General features: G+C 44.5%; 16 protein-coding genes. 15 read left to right on the top strand and 1 reads right to left on the bottom strand.

The window, feature by feature from the left end; translation table 11 throughout:
- Positions 1–74: 74 nt before the first annotated feature.
- From clpP to BLS16_RS03605, 8 genes are all read left to right on the top strand, one after another.
- Complete coding sequence (gene clpP / locus BLS16_RS03640; RefSeq protein ID WP_014905063.1) at positions 75–686, top strand: ATP-dependent Clp endopeptidase proteolytic subunit ClpP; 612 nt, start codon at positions 75–77, stop codon at positions 684–686.
- 418 nt (positions 687–1,104) lie between these two features.
- Positions 1,105–1,992, top strand: a complete 888-nt coding sequence (galU, locus tag BLS16_RS03635; RefSeq protein ID WP_176786058.1) for a UTP--glucose-1-phosphate uridylyltransferase GalU — start codon at positions 1,105–1,107, stop codon at positions 1,990–1,992.
- Positions 1,993–2,227: 235 nt separating this feature from the next.
- Positions 2,228–2,980, top strand: coding sequence for a hypothetical protein (locus BLS16_RS03630; protein ID WP_176786057.1), 753 nt, complete (start codon positions 2,228–2,230; stop codon positions 2,978–2,980).
- A gap of 498 nt (positions 2,981–3,478) precedes the next feature.
- A complete protein-coding gene (locus tag BLS16_RS03625) occupies positions 3,479–4,123 on the top strand; it encodes a hypothetical protein (protein ID WP_092330085.1) in 645 nt (214 codons plus the stop codon).
- Positions 4,124–4,290: 167 nt separating this feature from the next.
- The gene (locus BLS16_RS03620; protein ID WP_092330083.1) at positions 4,291–5,406 is read left to right on the top strand and encodes an acyltransferase; all 1,116 of its coding nucleotides are present in this window, start codon (positions 4,291–4,293) and stop codon (positions 5,404–5,406) included.
- A 157-nt stretch (positions 5,407–5,563) separates the two neighbouring features.
- Positions 5,564–7,438: a polysaccharide biosynthesis protein gene (locus BLS16_RS03615; protein WP_092330081.1), complete on the top strand. Its 1,875-nt coding sequence runs from the start codon at positions 5,564–5,566 to the stop codon at positions 7,436–7,438.
- A 14-nt stretch (positions 7,439–7,452) separates the two neighbouring features.
- Positions 7,453–8,808 carry a nucleotide sugar dehydrogenase gene (locus BLS16_RS03610; RefSeq protein ID WP_092330080.1) on the top strand — a complete coding sequence of 452 codons (1,356 nt, stop codon included), beginning with the start codon at positions 7,453–7,455 and terminating at the stop codon, positions 8,806–8,808.
- A 131-nt stretch (positions 8,809–8,939) separates the two neighbouring features.
- The gene (locus tag BLS16_RS03605) at positions 8,940–9,983 is read left to right on the top strand and encodes a Gfo/Idh/MocA family protein (protein WP_092330078.1); all 1,044 of its coding nucleotides are present in this window, start codon (positions 8,940–8,942) and stop codon (positions 9,981–9,983) included.
- 98 nt (positions 9,984–10,081) lie between these two features.
- On the opposite strand, the gene BLS16_RS23405 is transcribed toward BLS16_RS03605, so the two are convergent.
- Positions 10,082–10,219: a hypothetical protein gene (locus BLS16_RS23405; protein ID WP_176786053.1), complete on the bottom strand. Its 138-nt coding sequence runs from the start codon at positions 10,217–10,219 to the stop codon at positions 10,082–10,084.
- A gap of 135 nt (positions 10,220–10,354) precedes the next feature.
- On the opposite strand from BLS16_RS23405, the gene BLS16_RS03600 reads away from it, so the two are divergent.
- The 7 genes from BLS16_RS03600 (at position 10,355) to BLS16_RS03570 (ending at position 19,292) form a co-directional block, all read left to right on the top strand.
- Positions 10,355–11,203 (top strand): N-acetyltransferase, encoded by an 849-nt coding sequence (locus BLS16_RS03600; protein ID WP_092330077.1) that lies wholly within the window; start codon positions 10,355–10,357, stop codon positions 11,201–11,203.
- Between the two features lie 275 nt (positions 11,204–11,478).
- A complete protein-coding gene (locus BLS16_RS03595; RefSeq protein WP_092330071.1) occupies positions 11,479–12,582 on the top strand; it encodes a DegT/DnrJ/EryC1/StrS family aminotransferase in 1,104 nt (367 codons plus the stop codon).
- Positions 12,575–13,462: a hypothetical protein gene (locus BLS16_RS03590; protein WP_092330068.1), complete on the top strand. Its 888-nt coding sequence runs from the start codon at positions 12,575–12,577 to the stop codon at positions 13,460–13,462. Before BLS16_RS03595 ends, BLS16_RS03590 begins: the two co-directional genes overlap by 8 nt.
- A complete protein-coding gene (locus BLS16_RS03585; RefSeq protein WP_092330065.1) occupies positions 13,459–14,799 on the top strand; it encodes a flippase in 1,341 nt (446 codons plus the stop codon). Before BLS16_RS03590 ends, BLS16_RS03585 begins: the two co-directional genes overlap by 4 nt.
- Complete coding sequence (locus BLS16_RS03580) at positions 14,786–16,249, top strand: O-antigen ligase family protein (protein WP_092330063.1); 1,464 nt, start codon at positions 14,786–14,788, stop codon at positions 16,247–16,249. The genes BLS16_RS03585 and BLS16_RS03580 overlap by 14 nt, the downstream gene beginning before the upstream one ends.
- Complete coding sequence (wecB, locus tag BLS16_RS03575; protein WP_092330057.1) at positions 16,246–17,307, top strand: non-hydrolyzing UDP-N-acetylglucosamine 2-epimerase; 1,062 nt, start codon at positions 16,246–16,248, stop codon at positions 17,305–17,307. The genes BLS16_RS03580 and wecB overlap by 4 nt, the downstream gene beginning before the upstream one ends.
- A 776-nt stretch (positions 17,308–18,083) precedes the next feature.
- Entirely contained in the window at positions 18,084–19,292 is a 1,209-nt protein-coding gene (locus BLS16_RS03570; protein WP_092330054.1) for a glycosyltransferase family 4 protein, read from the top strand.
- Positions 19,293–19,305: the final 13 nt, after the last annotated feature.

Below are 19,305 nucleotides of genomic sequence, written 5' to 3'. Positions count from 1 at the left end.
CTAAAATAAAGTTAATCGGCAAGAATATAATAGTTAAAGTAAGGACGCCTAAATAAGAATAGGGGGAATTGAAAATGGGTTATCTGGTTCCAATGGTCGTTGAACAAACAAATCGTGGGGAACGCTCCTACGATATATACTCCCGTCTTCTCAAAGACCGGATTATTTTCCTGGGGGGCGGCATTGATGACGATGTTGCTAACCTAGTTGTGGCACAAATGCTTTTCCTCGAAGCCGAAGACCCGGAGAAGGACATTAATCTTTATATTAATAGCCCTGGGGGTTCGATCACAGCGGGAATGGCTATTTATGACACTATGCAATACATTCGCTCTGATGTGCGGACAATTTGTATTGGAATGGCTGCAAGCATGGGAGCCTTTCTGCTGGCAAGTGGAACAAAGGGAAAACGAGTCGCTTTACCAAACTCAGAGGTCTTGATTCATCAGCCCTTAATTGGCGGGCATGGACTTTCCGGACAAGCGACAGAAATTGAAATACATGCCAAGCAACTGCTAAGAACTAAGGCAAAAATGAATAAAATTCTTGCTGAGAGAACCGGTCAACCTATTGAAAAGGTTGAAAAGGATACAGAACGTGATTATTACATGACTGCCGAAGAAGCCAAAGAATATGGTCTGGTGGATCAAGTGCTGGAAAAGCTTGAAGTTGCTACAGAAAAGTAACAGAAATAAGAATTAACACTCACAAACGTAAGGTGCTTAATCGCCTTGCGTTTTTTTATGGTTCAAGAATTTTTTGATGGATAACCGTAAAAAACAATACATATTGCAAAACCATATAGGGAAAGGTATCCTTAAAGTTAATGGATAATTTTGGGATAAAATGATGAAATATCATATATTTTATATAATTTTACATATATTCATAGGGCGGCAGGTAATTAATATCTTATGTCGAAACCCTATCTGTGAAAGAATGTGCGAATTATCTAATTGCTTTGAGATATAATTAATAAGCACATATAGTTTTTTAAATGTGCTGATTTTATATTGCCATGAATAATTATGCTTGAGAAACAGAAGCCGATAGACACTGAATATTAAAGTGGGAGCTTTACCGTGGATGAAAGGAGACATTTGCATGCGCAGAATTCGTAAAGCAGTGATACCGGCAGCCGGGTTGGGAACAAGATTTTTACCGGCCACTAAAGCCCAACCGAAAGAGATGCTGCCGATTGTGGATAAACCAACCATTCAATACATTGTTGAAGAGGCAATCCAATCCGGCATAGAAGACATTATTATCGTAACAGGACGAAACAAACGTGCTATAGAGGATCACTTTGACCGTTCTATGGAACTTGAAGGGTTTTTGGAAAAAAACTCTAAAGATGAGCTCTTAGACCTTGTTCAGGATATTGCTCAAATGGCTGATATATATTACGTTCGGCAAAAGGAAGCCTTAGGCTTAGGTCACGCAATCTATAGTGCCCGGAAATTTATTGGCAATGAGCCTTTTGCAGTTCTCTTAGGCGATGACGTAATTTACTCGGAAGTTCCGGCGTTAAAGCAAATGATTAATCATTACCAGCGCTACGGAGCAAGTATTGTCGGGGTACAAGAGGTTCCCTATGAGGACACAATCAAATACGGGATTGTCGATGGAGAAAAATTTGCCGATCGACTTTACAGAGCTAAGAACATGGTGGAGAAACCCCGTCCGGAAGAAGCACCGGAAACTCGTTTAGCTATCATGGGACGTTACATCTTAAATCCGGAGATATTCAATATTCTAGAGGAATTGCCGGCGGGCAGGGGCGGAGAAGTACAGCTGACAGACGGTATTAAAGAACTGGGTCGATTTCAGGAAATACTCGCTTATGAGTTTGAGGGTCGCAGATATGATGTTGGAGACAAACTGGGGTTTGTGGAAGCAACCATTGATTATGCCTTACGGAGAGGAGATCTTTCTGAGGATCTGATTAATTATCTGCGGGACATTGTTAGGAAAGCCGATAAAAGTAGTTAAGATGATGACCTCGCCGCTTAAGGTGAGGTTTTTTTTAGCCGAGAAATTAGCAAATTATTTTCAATAATGCTGCGCCTTAATCGCGAATTATATGGACAGCAAGAGGGCTTGTGACTTTTAATGGAAATTGAGAACGGAAAATGAATCAAACTCTACAGCTAAAACGACACTCTTTTCTCCCAATAATTGGTAAAATGCACTTGTACCAAAAAAGACTAAAGGAGGGAAGAGACTAATGATACCAATCGACAAAAAGAGGATAGTAACCTTAGCAGGAACGTTGGTTCTTGCAGGAGCTGTTGTTGCAGCAGGGGTATATGGCCCTAGCGTCTGGAAAGTTTTCCGGCAGCAAAGTGCTATCACAGATCAGGTAGTTATTCAGACACCAACCGTTGATGATAAAAACATTAGCGGTACTACTGGCACAATGTTGCCGGAAGGGACTGCTCCACCTGCAGTACAAGGAGCGGCGGAAACCACACCTACAGTAACAACAGTACCTAATACTCTCAATGCACCTCCACAAAGTGATTCCGGATCAAAGAATAAGTATAAAGAGCCGGACACTAAGCAGATAGACATGGCGCCGTCTATCGCTACCTACTTCGGAGAAGCTGCATTAAGTAATGATGCTAAAACATTAGCTTTTGGATCAGCCTGGAATATCCACCAGTATGTAGATGGTTATCTCTATGGACCGGCAGCAGGTCCACAGATGAATGAGGACGATATTAAGAAGTATATTGTTTTCCATAAGACATTATTGGACAAGCAATATAAGAACGAAGCGAATATTGCTAAGGCAGCCGCCTTTACAGGCTATCTGGATGTACTTTTGAATAGTGGAATCGATGCCTTTGATTCGAAGGATAAAACTCGAATTGAGCAATTCCACCAAGGAATTCATGATCTCGATGCTCACCTATTGCGTAATGACACAAGTTCTAAAGTATACGGGGCGACGCCATTTGCAACCAAACGAACATAATTTTAGGCATCTACTAAAGCAATAAATCTAGGAATGGTATGAAGCTTATCTGCAGCACTATCCTTTACAACTACTACGCTAAATTGTATTCAAGGTGCACAATGGCCTCTTGTATTTATTTCATGTTAAAAGCTCATGACTGGAGTCGATGAGCACTATACTCGGATTTTAGATAGATTGATCCATTAAATTGGTTAGTTTATGGATTAACAGATCCGTAAAAGATGGGGGGAGCGCCGAAAAAAATAATCTAAAAACCCAAAAAATAAATAAACATTTTGGTTAGTAGGAATTAACCTGGTTATGGCGAGGTTTATACTAACCAGATGGCAAAAACTGAATATGTTCATTAACAAGACCAGTCTTTAGCAGGCTGGTCTTGTTTGTTTAGGCGGGCAGTTTCGGCGGATTAAACAAATATTCTCAGCTAAATGTCTAACATCTCCTTCCTTTGGTCAAGATACTAATAAAAATCATTTGAAGGAGATTCTGGTCTTTATGCGTAAAATGAATTATCTGATTGGAGTATTGGCGTTAGGTGTTGGTGTACTTGTTGGGACACTGGGTGTGTCTTTACTCACGAATTCGAGTTCCCCAACCTCATTCATCTCCAAATTACGTGGCCAAGATAAGATACAAACAGTTTCCGGCACAGTTAGTGATCCGAATCAGACATTAATCCCGGACTCAGATTTGGCACCAGATAACTTAACTGAAAGCGATTCCCATACCCTTTCCAATAAACAATCACTCTTGGCCCAACAAGTCATTACTGACTATAAACAAAACATCGGAACCTTTTTTGGAGCTTGGAAATCAACGGATATGGCTAGCTTCCGTCTGAAACTTGGCAAAGCGTACACAGGAGATTTGTTTGAGAAACACGCCCGCCGGGCAGAAGAATATTTGGTGCAGGGGATAGGGCTGGATGTAAGTCAAATAGTCTTTGATCAAATTGATGTAGAAAGTGTCACGGATAATACAGCTACCTTGAGAGTTGATTATCGCTACACAGCTAGAGATTATAGTCTAACGGATGGCACTCCCGTTGGGGAAGAGCATGAACAGATTGTTCAAGTTCGGGTCAATCTTATAAAACAAAACTCACGGTGGTTGATTACCGGTGAGAGTACGATACAGTAAGGAAAATGAGCTGCGGTCTTAATGACAAGCAGCTCATTCTTATTTGTCTATGCATAAAACCAAAGCGTATGATAAACTATAGCTCATAAAACATGCTTTGTATCTGATGGGATTGTCAAACCGCTGACACTAGGAGGATCAATAAATATATGGGGGATATATTTTAAATGATTCATAGCAGAGCTAATCATGGCAAACTAGGTATGATCGAAGAAATTGGCTATTTAAGAGGGTTTGGGGTTTTGGCGGTCATAGCCATTCACACAACCGGTTATTTTACGGAAGTCAAAGAGTTTAATACCCTGGTATTAGTGAATTTATGGGCAGATATCTTTTCTCAATTTGCTGTGCCCTTGTTTGTGATGATATCGGGATTTGTATTAGCCAAGAACTATTATGGCAAATTTTCGTTAGGAGTTTATTACAGCAAAAGAATGCGTTCAATTGTTCCGCAGTACTTTTTGTTTTCTGTCTTATATACAGCCTTTAACAATTGGGTTGTCATGAATAACAACTCGTGGGGTGAGAATCTTGAATTAATTGCTAAAAATATTTGGCAGGCGGAAGCCTCCTATCACTTATGGTTTTTTACAATTATCATCCAATTATACCTTCTCTACCCTCTAATCATAAAACTATATGCTTTTTTCCGGCAGAGAGACAAAGCCGGATTGCTGGTTGTAATATTCTTAGTTATCCAGACGGTTTATATGGTTGGTATTCATTCTTCCTATTTGGCAGGGACAAAACTGAACTTTATAGGTTTCCTCTTCTATTTTTGTTTGGGGGTTTATTGGCAGGATTATTTTTCGGCCTATAAAAAGAACTTTAACCTGCCGATTTCCATCTTATTTGCCATGTCTCTGGCCTTAACGTTAGGGGGCAGCTTTTTCATTATAATTGGCTTAAAGACGGGGCATTCCTATAATACAATACCAGAATACTTCTTTATGGGGCCGGAACTGATCTACCCAGCATTTAGAACGATAACATTTCTCCTGCTTTTCGCTGTTTCAACCAGCCTTTTGGAAAAAAAGAAAAGTGTCATTGCCAGAGTTATTAATAAAATTGGGGATTATTCTTTTGGGATATACTTAATCCATATCTTTTTTAATCAATCAGCTATAAAATTTCTTAGAAACTATCAAATAGGCTTTGATAACGGGACTTTTTACATAATTGTTTTTGCAGTCACACTTATTCTAAGTTATATTAGTGTAAGATTGATTAGTTTTATTCCTTATAGTTATTACCTAATAGGATCCCAGAACAAGAAAAGATGACTTTGGAATTAGACTGCAACTTGTTGCGAAGAGGTAGTGAACTATGATCAAGTCCTTGCTTCACTGTCCTCTGTTTTAGTTGTAAAAGCAGGTAAGTTGTAGTAAACTTTAGAACGATAAAGTTTAATGTTGGTTTATCGAGAAAGGGTTGAGCTACGTGTTATTCCGCAAACGGACGTTGATTTTAATGCTGATTGATGCTTTGTTAATCAACTTGGCAGCTTTCGGCAGTTTTTATTTGCGCTTTGATGAAGGCATACCTCTGGACTATTATCAGACCTATTATCACACAGCCATTGGGGGAACTATTTTATATCTGGCTGTTTTCTATGTCTTTGGGCTATATAACCGCCTCTGGCAGTATGCAAGTACCGGGGAATTACTCTCCATTGTTTATGCAGTATCCGTTGGAACCGGCGGAACCGTCGCGGCAGTTTATTTCTATGGTTTATCAAATGCGGACACCCTTTCCTATATTAGGATGCCCCATACTGCGGCAGTGCTTCTTTGGCTGGCCATGGTCTTTTTAATTGGAGGATCTAGGTTCATCTGGCGCATCTTGCAGGAAAACGCCTTTGATCGCCATGTTCCGGGCTCCCAAAAGCAGGTGCTCATTGTTGGGGCGGGGGATGCAGGGGTATTAGCGGCCCGAGAATTAAAAAATCGCAACTATCGGGATGGACGTCCGATTGGGTTTATCGACGATAACCACTCTAAACAAAAGCTCCAACTGTTAGGTATTCCTGTTTTGGGTACCCGTCTGGATATTGCCAGGGTTGTAAAAGGACATAATGTGGATGAAGTTATTATTGCTATGCCTTCAGCATCAGGGGAAGCAGTTCGCGAGATTGTCCAAATCTGCGAAAAGCTAGGGGTTATTCTGAAAATTATGCCCGGCGTCTATGACATTATTAGCGGCGACATGAATGTTAAACCGATTCGCCAAGTTCAAGTTGAGGATTTACTCGGTCGAGACCCGGTTTCGGTCGATTTAGAGGAAGTAGCTGGCTATGTTGCAGGAGAGACGGTGATTATTACCGGAGCAGGGGGTTCAATCGGTTCAGAAATCTGCCGTCAAATCGCCAGGTTTAATCCCGGGAGGCTGGTCTTACTGGGGCATGGGGAAAACACCATTTTTGACATCGAACAAGAACTGCGTTCTGAGCACCCGGGAATTGACTATATTACAGAGATCTTGGATGTTAAAGATCGGGAAAAAGTCTTCTTAATTTTTGAACGCTATAAGCCCGGGGTTGTCTTCCACGCCGCGGCTCATAAACATGTTCCGTTGATGGAAAGAAATCCGGAAGAAGCTCTTAAAAATAACGTTGTCGGTACACAAAATTTAGCAGAAGCTGCTGATGAAGTAAAAGTGAAGACCTTTGTTTCAATTTCTACCGACAAGGCGGTTAACCCAACTAGCGTTATGGGGGCCACAAAACGTACGTCAGAAATGATTATTCAAAGCTTAGACCTGCGTTCTCAGACAAAGTTTGTAGCAGTTAGGTTTGGAAATGTATTAGGAAGTCGTGGCAGCGTAATTCCTACCTTTAAACGGCAAATTGCCCAAGGCGGTCCCGTTACGGTCACACATCCTGATATGGTGCGTTACTTTATGACAATTCCTGAGGCAGCTCAGTTAGTTATCCAAGCCGGAGCTATGGCTCGCGGCGGAGAGATCTTTATCTTGGATATGGGGAAACCTGTTAAGATTGTAGACTTGGCTAAAGACTTAATTCGGCTTTCTGGGTTTGAACCGGATGTTGATATTAAGATACAATTCACAGGAATTCGGCCGGGGGAAAAGCTCTTTGAAGAGTTGTTGACGGCTGAAGAGGGAGTCACTTCTACTAAACATAGTAGAATCTTCGTTGCCAAGCCCAATAATATTGATGTTAAGCTCCTGGAAGAGTTAACCCATATTATTCGAGAACGGGGTAGCTTTTTAACCAGAGATGAAGTCATCAAGCTGTTGCAGACAGTTATTCCGGCCTTCCGTAAGAAAACAGAAAAAGTAGTCGTTAATCAGTAAGGGGGAAAACAGAAATGTTAACCGTTAAAAATGTAATTACTAATGAAGATGTGGTTGCCAAAACTCTTAAAGAAAAAATAGAAAAACATCAAGCAAAAATCGGTGTTATCGGTTTAGGCTATGTGGGACTTCCATTAGCTGTTGAAAAAGGAAAGGTGGGCTTTCCTGTACTAGGTTTTGACATTAACCCAGCCCGGGTGGATCGTGTAAACGCTGCGGATAACTATATCGGAGATGTCAAAGACGAAGACCTCAAGGCGATGATTGACAAAGGGTTGTTACAGGCAACCACCGATTTTTCAAGATTAGCAGAATGCGATGTAGTAATTATCTGTGTTCCCACACCGCTGACGATTACCCGAGATCCTGATATTTCCTATATTCAGGCCTCCACGGAAGAAATCAGAAAATGCCTGCGCCCCGGTCAAATCATCACCTTAGAAAGCACCACCTATCCGGGAACCACAGAGCAAGTTATTCTTCCTTTGTTGGAAAAAACCGGATTGAAAGTGGGACAGGACTTCTTTCTGGCCTTCTCTCCTGAACGGGTCGATCCCGGTAATAAACGCTTTACTACGAAAAACACCTCTAAAGTGGTTGGCGGTATGACGCCTTATTGCTTAGAGATTGCTTATGGCCTTTATAATCAAACAATCAGCAACGTTGTTCCTGTTTCTTCGCCGGCTGCTGCAGAATTGACAAAAGTCTTTGAAAACACTTATCGGGCAGTAAATATTGCTATGGTGAATGAGTTAATGATGCTTTGCGACCGTATGGGGATTGATATCTGGGAAGTGGTGGAAGCTGCCGGAACAAAACCCTTCGGGATCCAGACCTTTTACCCCGGTCCCGGAGTGGGAGGACACTGTATTCCTATTGATCCTTTTTACCTTACCTGGAAAGCTAGGGAATACGATTTTCATACCCGCTTCATTGAGCTGGCAGGGGAAATTAATGTAGAAGTCTCTTATTATGTGATCAATAAGGTCATGCGGGCCTTGAACAGTGTTAACAAGAGCTTAAAGGATTCCAATATCTTTGTCCTCGGGGTTGCCTATAAAAAAGATATTGATGACATGCGTGAATCCCCGGCCTTAAAAATTATCGAACTCTTGCGGAAGCAAGGGGCCAATATCGTTTATCATGATCCATATATTCCGGTGATTGAGCCCCATGGAGGAAGCACAATTCACTTAGAAAGCGTACCTTTGACAGATGCTGCCTTAGCAGATGCAGATACAGTTTTAATCTTAACAGATCATACTGATGTGGATTATGAGAGAGTCGTTGAGAAGGCTAAGCTGGTAGTAGACACTCGAAATGCCACTAAAAATGTATTAAGAAATCGTGAGAAAATCGCCAAGATCTAATTAAAGGTGTAAAATAGGCGGTAATAGCGATTTCAGTATAGAGACCCAGGTTTAAGGGGAATCAGCTGATTCCCCTTAAACCTGTATATGCGTTCGGACTAAAAAATTAAGGAAAGTGTGGTTGTATTTAAATGAGTGGAAATGACAAAATTCGGTTTGCGATTATTGGTTGTGGACGGATTGCTCCCAAACATGCGGAATCTATCGTTGCCCTTCCGGAAGCAGAATTAGTTGCAGTATGTGATATAGTGCCGGAGTTGGCTCAGGCCTTTGCCGATAAATATGGAGCTGAGCCTTATACGGATTATAAGGAAATGCTGAAAAGATCCGACATTGATGTTGTTACTATCGCAACTTCCAGTGGAATTCATGCAGAGATTGGAATTGAAGCTGCTGAAGCAGGCAAACACGTGTTGGTTGAAAAGCCAATGGCCATGACCTTGAAAACAGCGGATGCTATGATTGCTGCCTGCCGCAAAGCAGGGGTGAAACTAGGGGTTATCCATCAAAATCGCTTTAATGACTCCATCAAACTTCTTCGTAAAGCTGTTGAGGATGGCCGCTTTGGAAAGTTAACTCACGGACAAGCTACCGTACGTTGGAATCGCAATGATAACTACTATACCCAGGCACCCTGGCGCGGAACTAAGCTCCACGATGGAGGGGTATTGATGAATCAATCGATACATAACATCGACCTCTTACAGTGGACATTTGGCCCTGTGGAGTCGGTTTTTGGATATACAGAGACGTTTATGCGCAAAATTGAAATGGAAGATATGGGAGCCGCAGTTGTCAAGTTCAAGAATGGAGCCATTGGGATTATTGAAGCAGCTTCGACCATCTATCCTACGAACATTGAAGAGACCTTTAATGTTTTTGGCGAAACGGGATCTGTGATCGTTGGCGGAATCGCCGTAAATCGCATTGAAGTCTGGGAGTTCCCCGAGAGTACCCAAGAAAAGGCCCAGATCTTTGCCAGCCAAGCTGGGGATCCACCGAATGTCTACGGGTATGGACACCGGGAGATCATCTCCGATATGATTCAAGCCATCCGCGAGGATCGAACCCCTGCAATTCCAGGAGAAGAGGGACGCAAGGCGCTGGAGATTATTCTGGCGATCTATAAATGCCAAGAAACGAAAGAGCCGGTTGTGTTTCCGTTGGTGGAGTAGAAGGAGTCGCTGGGGTCAGGCGACTTCGTCCACATCCGTGCAAGACAAGCTAATCCGTGCGAAGACAGTGTCTTCGTACTCAGCACTCCGAGGCTTGCCTACTCGCTTAGGCGGGAGCGATCTTCAGCGGATAAGTATTCTTTGGAGATAGCCGCTTCAGCGAAAATGTCCACCGGACACTTTCGTGCCAAACCTCCGGGTAATACCTGGTGTAAACCAGTGGCTCCGCTTCCCACCCAAGCTTTGTAGGCTTTACCGCCTCTCCATGCAATGAGTTCACTCCTGTGGATCGAAGCCGCCTGTCTTACGGGTCTATTATTCTTAAGAGTGTTTCGGGGTGTTTTTTAGAGTAGGGAAAGGAGCGAGGAACAATGAACCATAATCTAATCTCTCACAGTGCAACCGTTCCTTTAACAACAACCGTTGGGCCATTTTGTGTTATAGGTGAAAATGTAATACTCGGAGAAAATGTTATCTTAGGGGTTGGTTGTGTTCTTGGCGATGGAGCTAAGGTTGAAGATGGTGCTGAGCTTGGCAACTATGTTAGTGTCGGGGAAGGTGCCCTAATCGGTCAGCGAACTCGCATAGGTGATCATTCCACCATTTACCCGAAGACGATCCTGGGTCAGGATGGTTTCATTGGTAGTAACGCTTCAATCGGACGGTTGCCTAAGGCTTCAGCCACAAGTACGGTAAAAGCCCAGTCTGATTTGCCCTCTTTACAAATGGGCAATGGATTTACAATAGGGTGCTCAGTTGTTCTCTACGCGGGAACCACTTATGCGAATAAAGCCTTTGTCGGAGACGGTGCCGTCGTTCGTGAGAGGTGTTCAATTGGACAAAACGTGGTGATTGGCAGCGGTGTAGTGGTTGAAAATGATACCAAGATAGGCCAATTCACAAAAATACAGACAGGTTCTTATATTACCGCCTATATGGAAATTGAAGAACGAGTGTTTATAGCTCCCATGGTCACAACAACCAACGACAATTACATGGGACGAACAGAAAAACGCTTTAAAGAAATAAAAGGTGCAACAATTCAGCGTGGGGCCCGTATCGGTGGAGGAGCGATCCTTTTGCCCGGCGTAAAAGTAGCCCCGGAAACCTTCGTAGCAGCAGGGGCCTTGGTCACGAAAGATACCACAGAAAAACGAGTGATCAAAGGTTTCCCAGCCAAGGATCTCCGCCAGGTACCAGAGGAAGAGCTCCTGCCCTAAAGCCTTTCTTCCGCGCGAAGTTCGCGGTACCTGTTCCCAGCCCCGTCGACCAGAAATTAAGGGGCCAATTGCCAAGAGAACACTTTAGTGAAGTTCACGGTAAAGCGAGTGCCGATGCTGAAGGACCAATTGCGCCTGGGTTCACTCCTTGCGCTGCCCAGAGGTTGGCGCAATTCCTTCAGCATCCAACGAGCCAGTGAAACGCAACGTGTGTGAACGTGCAATTCGCCCCTTACTTTCCAAAGACCCCAAACTAAGTGAAAGGAAGATGCCCCATGCGAATCCCGTTATTGGATCTTAAAGCCCAATATTTAACCATTAAAGAGGAAATCAACCAAGCCATCATGAATGTGCTTGATTCATCCGTATATATTTTAGGACCCCAGATGAAGGCCTTGGAGAAGGAGATCGCTGCCTTCTGTGGTACGGAGGAAGCAGTGGCAGTGGCTAATGGCACGGATGCTTTAGTGCTGACACTTAAGGCCTTCGGCATTGGCCCCGGAGACGAAGTGATTACCACGCCCTTCACCTTTTTTGCCTCAGCTGAAACCATTGCCATGGTGGGGGCGACTCCGGTATTTGTGGATATTGACCCGGTAACACTGAATATGGACTTGAACCTGCTGGAGAAGAAAATAACCTCGCGGACTAAGGCTATTATCCCTGTACATATTTTCGGTCAGATGCTGGATGTTGAAAGAGTGATGGAAATCGCGGCCCGCCATGACTTGAAGGTTATTGAAGATTCCGCTCAGGCCATTGGAGCAGAGTATCGGGGGAAAAAAGCCGGTTCCATAGGACATGCAGCCACCTTTAGTTTTTTTCCGACGAAAAATTTAGGGGCTTATGGAGATGCGGGAATGATTGTCACTAACGACAAGCATCTGGCTGCAGAACTCCGTATGTTGCGCTTCCACGGCTGCCAAGTGAAATATTACCATGATAAAGTTGGCTATAACAGTCGTCTTGACGAGCTTCAAGCAGCAATTTTACGAGTAAAGTTAGGCTATTTAAATCAATGGAATGAAGGACGCCGAGCGAAGGCAGCGGTCTACGATAAAGAATTAGCCCATTTCCCCCTCACTTTGCCGGGGAAGGATCCTGCGGGTATCCCCATTTATCATCTTTATGTCTTACGCTCAGACCGCCGTGCAGAACTTATGGAGGCCTTTAAACAAGCGGATATCGCCTGCGCCATCTATTATCCTGTGCCCCTGCATTTACAGAAGGCGTTTCATGATCTGGGATATAAAGAGGGTTCTTTCCCGATCACGGAAAAGGCCTGTCAACAAGCTTTGGCAATTCCCTGTTATCCCGAACTATCCGCAACTGAGCAAGAAGAAATTATCCGCCTGATTGAAGGAGTATACCGTGGCTAGTAGTGTTAGGAAGATAGGGATGTTGCGCAGAGGAAATATGGTTCTAATCGGTGTCTTTCTATTTGTGCTCCTGGGTATCTTTTCCGGCTATAAACAGGTAAAAGGGCCCTTTGCAGAGACAGAAATTCAGTCGGCCCAGGATGGAGCAACCCGGTTTATTAACGGAGAGCTAGAGATTGGTCAAGGACGTCTTATCGATATAAAGCATTATTTCTTTGTGGGAACGGTTTATAATGTAGAAACACCTCAGGGCGAAAAAAACCTAATATCCTTTGTCACACCCCAAGCTAAACCAACCCCCGGGGAAAAAGTGGAATGGGTAGGGGTGGATAACTACACTTCCGCCGTGACCTCCGTCTCTCCTGAGGAGAAGACCATGGATGGAGAAATTATTTCTTTAGAAAGAATTTCTCCCAAAAACAATGATCAATTCTATTGTGTTGTACATGCTTTGAGCGATGACACAGTTCAGCGCTTTATTGTAGATGCTGCTAAATTAGCAACTCTTAGAACCCTAAACAGCGTCCATGTAGCCTATCACTCACCGGGAGACAGCCTTGTCCAACCGGTTGCCAATACTGAAAAAGTGGCTAAGGGCTACATTACAGATCTTTGGCTGACAAACATGATCAAAGGGTTAGAACTGGAAAGAGATTTCGACTTTGATAAATATCCCTACTATATCACTCTGGCTCCCAGGCCGAATGCCAAATATACCTGGACATTCTATCTGACGAAAGAGCAGAAAGATCTGGTTAAACTCGGGAATGTTTTAGAGGTCAAATACTCATCAATATTTCCTGACAGTATCACGGTGACACGGGAGAGTGTAGATCCGGATGTCTTAGCAGGTAAGGCTGATAATGGTGAAAATCCATGAGCTTTGTTCGCAATAGTTTCCTGACTCTCTTTGGAACCATAGGGCGCGTTGCTTTTTCCATGATAACTCAAATTGTTATCTCCCGTGTCCTTGGACCGGTGGGAAAGGGATTGTATGCTTTTCTTGTCCAGATCCCTACGGTCTTAGTGCCACTCTGCAGTTTAGGGTTGAACTATGCAAATACTTATTACATAGCCAGGAATCCCGAAGATGGCAAAAAAGCTGTCGGAAGTTCACTGGGAATGGCTGCTCTATTAGGCGGCTTTATGGTGGTTGTTGTAGGTATTGCTTATCAATTTTTGAAAAACGGCTACATGCAAGCGGTAACCCCTCTTCAACTGGGGCTTATTCTTATAGCAATTCCCTTCGGTTTACTAAATCTCTATTGGCTAAGTGTGCTATGGGGAATGGACTATATCGGTAAGTATAATTTAGCCTTACTGGTTCAATTCGTAGTGCTTTCCGCGGGAATCTCCATAGCAGCCCTGTTGGGTCGTTTAACAGTGACTACAGGATTTGGAATATGGGTTGCCGGAAATATCCTAACAACCTTATATATGCTCCCTGATATGGCAAAGCTCTGTCAATGGCGTTTTCACAGTTTTAGCCTTTCCTATATTCGTCAAACCCTGGGTTACGGAGCGAAGTCCTACTTAGCTAATGTCATGATGGTCATAAATTATCGACTGGATCTCTTTATTATCGCCGGCTTTTTGCCCTTATCCCAAGTTGGTCTTTACACTACTGCAGTTACTCTTGCCGAAATGGTTGGGTACTTAGGTAATGCAGTAAACACTGCTTTGATCCCTAAACTTGCTTCCGAGAAAGACAGCGTCACCTTTTCTATGACTCCCAAGGTAACGCGTTTAACCATACTGTTGACCTTTTTTGCAGCCCTTGGAATGGGCATAATTGCCTACCCTCTAATCCTTCTCTTCTTTGGCAGGCTCTTCATTGGAGCATTTTATCCATTGCTGCTATTGTTGCCTGGAATTGTAGCCCTCGGCGGGTCTGCGGTGCTTTCAGCTGACTTAATGGCCCGTGGCAAACCTATTTATTCCAGCATTTCCTCAGGTATTACCGTCGTAATTACCCTGATTCTTGATTTTACACTTATTCCTCTGTGGGGGATTATGGGGGCTGCCATCGCCTCAAGTCTGGTATACCTATCACTTTTTAGCCTGAACTATGCATTTTACCGCCGGGAAAGTGGGGAAAAGCTTGTGACGGTTGTGATTTTTACATGGGAGGACATAAAAGAGATGACGTTGTTTGTTAAGCAGGTCAGAAATAAATGGGTCTCGAGAGGAAGGGCGGTGCAAGATGGGAAAAAATAAGTTGTTGAGTGAAAATCGTCTGCTCATAATTCTCGAAGTCTGTGTGACTCTTTTATGGATATACATGGTTCTTCGCTGGATCTATTATCCATCGACTTTAATAACCTTAGGTTATCTCTGGGGAATAGTCTGGGTTGCCGTAAAACGTCCTAGGTGGTTACCGGCAGTTCTAATTATTACCTTTCCTATAGAAGTGTCGAAAATGTTTATCCCGGCTTACAGCTTACCTGAGCGAGTCGCGACCTACAATGTCTCTATCTTAGATTTTTTTCGCCTTTCACAACTAGCCATCGGATTGCGCTGGCTCTATGATTTGTGGCTGAGTCACAAAAATAATCAGGCCTACATAGCAGATAAGTTTAAGGTTTGGAAACGGATAAAAACAGATTCTCTCTTATGGCTGCCTATAGCCCTGCTGGGTGTCTACTTGTTATCAACGGCCTTTTCCATTGCCCCGGCACACTCCTTTGCGGAAACCGTGCGTTTGCTTTCCTTGATTATCACCCTTTACTTGGCCATAGTCTATGTTCAAGATGAAAAGGATTTGCAGCGCTTAGGCTACACATTGATCGCAGTTGGGGCAGTGCTGGGAGGAATTGCAATCATGCAGTACCTTACAAAGTGGTTTTTCTTCCCCACGTCAGCCGTTGTGGTTAGTAACCGTCCTAATACTACTTTTGCTGATCCCAATATCTTTGCTCGTTTTTTAGTGGTCACCTTCTGGTTCTCTGTGGCTGAGTTTGAACGACGCACTACTTGGTCATCCCGGGTTGTCCCTCTTATTGCTATTTTGTTTCAAGGGGCGGGTTTGGGAATCACGGGCTCGCGAGGTGGAATTTTAGCCCTGGGAGTTTCTTCTGTTATCTTTGTACTGCTCATTCCGCGGCGTAAGTTAACACTTTCCGCTATGGGGGTTATGATTTTAGCGATTATCGCTGCAGCCCTTTTAAATCCCTCCATCATGGCACGTATTGAGAGTCTACGGGCGGGATTGTTAAATGCTTCAGGCGGGATTCGGGAGTATTTATGGCGTTCAGGCATAGCTATGATCCGGGATCATCCGGTGATTGGCGTGGGAGTAGGGGCCTTTGGGGTGGCTTTTACCACCATCTATCCCTACTTCAATCCTTACTCGACCTTTTACGTATCTCTTTCCCATACTGCCGTAATTACTGTGCTGGCAGAAACGGGAATTGTTGGTTTTACGGTTCTGTATTTTCTTTTTGGTAAGACTCTCCAGAGAGGGTGGGGCATTGCCCGTAAACTGCAAGATGAGCGCTTGCGCTTTTTGAGTGCCAGTATAGTTGCGGGGATCATAGCAATTTTCATCAGCGCTCAAGGAGAAGGCAGATTATATGAAGAACCATTACTTTGGCTGCTTTGGGCAATGTTAGTCTCCATCTCCCAGCTAGCCAACCTACAGATAAGAAAGGAACATACTAAACTATGAAAATTGCAACTGTCGTAGGAGCCAGGCCTCAGTTCATTAAGGCAGCCTCCGTCTCTCGTGTTTTAAGAAATGACCATCAAGAAATACTAATTCATACCGGGCAACATTACGATACTAATATGTCCGACATTTTTTTTGATGAACTGCATATTCCCCGACCGGATTTTCACTTGGGAATCGGATCCGGCCTACACGGGGCTCAGACCGGGGCGATCCTGGAAAAGGTTGAGGATGTTTTAATCCGGGAGACTCCGGATGCTCTATTGGTCTACGGGGATACGAATTCCACCCTGGCAGGGGCTCTGGCTGCCTCGAAACTTCATATTCCTGTCATCCATATCGAAGCGGGACTGCGCAGCTTTAACCGCAGAATGCCTGAAGAGATTAACCGAGTTTTGACGGATCATCTTTCCAGCTGCCTTTCCTGCCCAACTGAAACAGCTGTGAAAAACCTTAAAGCAGAGGGAATTACCGAGGGAGTTTCGCAAGACGGAGATGTGATGTATGACGCCTTCCTCTATAACTTGGAGTTGGCTAAAGAACGATCAACTATCCTTCAGACCCTTAACTTAGATCCGAAATCCTATATCCTTTGTACAATACATAGGGCGGAAAACACAGATGATCCGGCCCGGTTAACCCAAATTTTAAAAGCCTTAGCCAAAATTTCCACCCCGGTAGTCCTGCCCTTACATCCTCGAACTCGTAAGATTGTCCAGGAATTGGGTTTAAGCTCCTTACTTGAAAAGGTGAAGGTTCTGGAGCCCGTAGGCTATTTGGATATGATTACCCTGGAAGCCCAAAGCCAGAAACTGCTGACTGATTCAGGAGGAGTCCAAAAGGAAGCCTACTTTGCAGCTGTTCCTTGTATCACCATGCGAGATGAAACAGAGTGGGTTGAAACCGTCGATGTGGGCTGGAACCGCTTGACCGGCGCTGACGAAGAGAAAATCCTCGAAGCAGTAGAGATGTTCAGCCCTCCGGCTGATCGGCCCGGCATTTTTGGCGATGGTCAGGCGGCAGAGCATATTGTAGCTACTCTAAAAAACCCATCCTGAAAGGGACGGTTCTGTCGGGCTCTGGAGGGAGCGCGTTTCCGCACGCGTCTGCGAGTTCCGCCGCTGCCTCGTTAGACGGTTCGCGAGCGCGTCCGAACCTCAGGGTATTTCTGCATGTGAACCTGCGGCGCGCTACGGGGACGCGAACCGTCGGCCCTCGCCTTAGCGCGGCTTCACTGACGCATCCGCTTAGCAGAAAAGCGCTCTTCCAGCCAGTTTGCTAGGAGTATAAGCAGTACTTGGAGGGACTCTCGTAAGGCTGCATAATCTTTCGCGTGTTAGGAAGTCAGTCTTTGGTTTTTCATCCTCTGCTGGTGCCGCCTTAGCAGCGGCATGGAAGACTAATCTGAAAAGAGCCCCAAAACATACTTAAGAATAACCCGAAAGACAGGGCGGCTTCGATCCACAGGAGTGAACCCATTGCATGGAGAGGCGGTAAAGCCTGCAAAGCTTGGGTGGGAAGCGGAGCCACAGGTTCACATCAGGTATTACCCAGAGGTTTGGCGGAGCTCCCGCCCAAGCGAGTAGGCAAGCCTCGGAATGCTGAGTACACGAAGACACTGTCTTCGCACGGATTACCCTTCTTGCAGACACTGTCTTCGCACGAATTAGAATGTCTTGCACGGATGTGGACGAAGCCGCCCTGTCCCGAGCGACCCGTTTATCTTCTGCTGGTGCCGCCTTAGCAGTGGCATGAGGGTCTACTTCATTCGTAAATCAGTAGAGAATTTAAGAAAGTCAGCAAGGGCCATTACGTTAAATAAGGAAGGTAAATCATGCGATTTTTAATTTTAACTCAATACTTTCCGCCGGAAACAGGGGCTGCTCAAGTTCGTCTTAAAGAGTTGGCCAAAGGCTTGCAGCGCCAGGGGCATGAAGTTGTTATTGTTACGGCATTTCCCAATCATCCCTCGGGAGTTATTCCGCCAAAGTATCGAGGATACTGGTCGATGAAAGATGAGGTAGAAGGATTACCCGTCTATCGGACCTGGGTTTATCCGGTGCAAAGGGGACGTTTTTGGAAACGCCTGTTAAATTATTTTTCCTTTACCTTTTCTTCCTTATGGGGAATTTTAAAGGCAGGGCCTTGTGATGTCCTTTTTGTGGAGTCACCGCCCTTATTTCTGGGAATGACCGCTGTCCTCGGAAGCTGGCTTAAACGGGCCCGGCTGGTGTTTAATGTTTCTGATCTTTGGCCCGAATCCGCAGTTGCCTTGGGATTAGTTACCAACAAGACCATGATCCGCATGACAGAAGGATTAGAAACCTGGCTCTATAATCGTTCTTGGAAGCTTTCTGCAGTGACCATAGGAATTCGGGATACATGGATTAACCGGGGCATCCCTGCTGAAAAAGTCGCTTTTTTACCTAACGGCGTTAACTTGGATCTCTTTCGCCCCCTGCTTCCAGATCAAGAATTCATGGATAAGTTGGGCCTGCAGGATAAATTCATCTTAGCTTATACGGGAACCATGGGGTATGCTCAAGGGTTAGAAACCGTCTTAGAAGCCGCCAATTTACTGCGTTCTGAGCCCCAGTACCATTTTCTCTTTTTAGGGGATGGCACGGAAAAGCCAAAACTTGAGGAAATGGCCAAGGAGATGAAGCTGTCCAATGTGCAATTTCTGGGATTTCAACCGGTTACGGATATGCCCCGCTATTTGTCTTTAGCAGCAGGCAGTATAATTCCCTTAAAGAAGCTAAAGCTTTTTGAAGGGGCCCGTCCTTCGAAGATGTTTCCGGCAATGGGGTGTGCGGTTCCGATAATCTACAGCGGAGAAGGGGAAGCTGTCGACCTGATTCGAGATGCCGGGGCGGGACTTACTGTTGAGCCGGAGAACCCGGTGGAGATGGCTCAGGCCATTCGCACCCTCTATAACTTGAGTGACCGAGGGAAGTCCATGGGGGACAACGGCCGGCGCTATGTGGAAGAGAATTATTCCTGGGATAGTATTGTCAGTCAGTGGCTTAAGGAACTAAAGTAGGGACAAACGGCCA

Source organism: Desulfosporosinus hippei DSM 8344, from assembly GCF_900100785.1.
Taxonomy (GTDB): Bacteria; Bacillota; Desulfitobacteriia; order Desulfitobacteriales; family Desulfitobacteriaceae; genus Desulfosporosinus; species Desulfosporosinus hippei.
This window is presented reverse-complemented; position numbering and strand designations above follow the sequence as displayed.

Excerpts from the sequence above, each read along its gene's own strand:
- clpP (WP_014905063.1), top strand. The coding sequence starts at position 75 with ATGGGTTATCTGGTTCCAATGGTCGTTGAACAAACAAATCGTGGGGAA.
- galU (WP_176786058.1), top strand. The coding sequence starts at position 1,105 with ATGCGCAGAATTCGTAAAGCAGTGATACCGGCAGCCGGGTTGGGAACA.
- BLS16_RS03630 (WP_176786057.1), top strand. The coding sequence starts at position 2,228 with ATGATACCAATCGACAAAAAGAGGATAGTAACCTTAGCAGGAACGTTG.
- BLS16_RS03625 (WP_092330085.1), top strand. The coding sequence starts at position 3,479 with ATGCGTAAAATGAATTATCTGATTGGAGTATTGGCGTTAGGTGTTGGT.
- BLS16_RS03620 (WP_092330083.1), top strand. The coding sequence starts at position 4,291 with ATGATTCATAGCAGAGCTAATCATGGCAAACTAGGTATGATCGAAGAA.
- BLS16_RS03610 (WP_092330080.1), top strand. The coding sequence starts at position 7,453 with ATGTTAACCGTTAAAAATGTAATTACTAATGAAGATGTGGTTGCCAAA.
- BLS16_RS03605 (WP_092330078.1), top strand. The coding sequence starts at position 8,940 with ATGAGTGGAAATGACAAAATTCGGTTTGCGATTATTGGTTGTGGACGG.
- BLS16_RS03600 (WP_092330077.1), top strand. The coding sequence starts at position 10,355 with ATGAACCATAATCTAATCTCTCACAGTGCAACCGTTCCTTTAACAACA.
- BLS16_RS03595 (WP_092330071.1), top strand. The coding sequence starts at position 11,479 with ATGCGAATCCCGTTATTGGATCTTAAAGCCCAATATTTAACCATTAAA.
- BLS16_RS03585 (WP_092330065.1), top strand. The coding sequence starts at position 13,459 with ATGAGCTTTGTTCGCAATAGTTTCCTGACTCTCTTTGGAACCATAGGG.
- BLS16_RS03580 (WP_092330063.1), top strand. The coding sequence starts at position 14,786 with ATGGGAAAAAATAAGTTGTTGAGTGAAAATCGTCTGCTCATAATTCTC.
- wecB (WP_092330057.1), top strand. The coding sequence starts at position 16,246 with ATGAAAATTGCAACTGTCGTAGGAGCCAGGCCTCAGTTCATTAAGGCA.
- BLS16_RS03570 (WP_092330054.1), top strand. The coding sequence starts at position 18,084 with ATGCGATTTTTAATTTTAACTCAATACTTTCCGCCGGAAACAGGGGCT.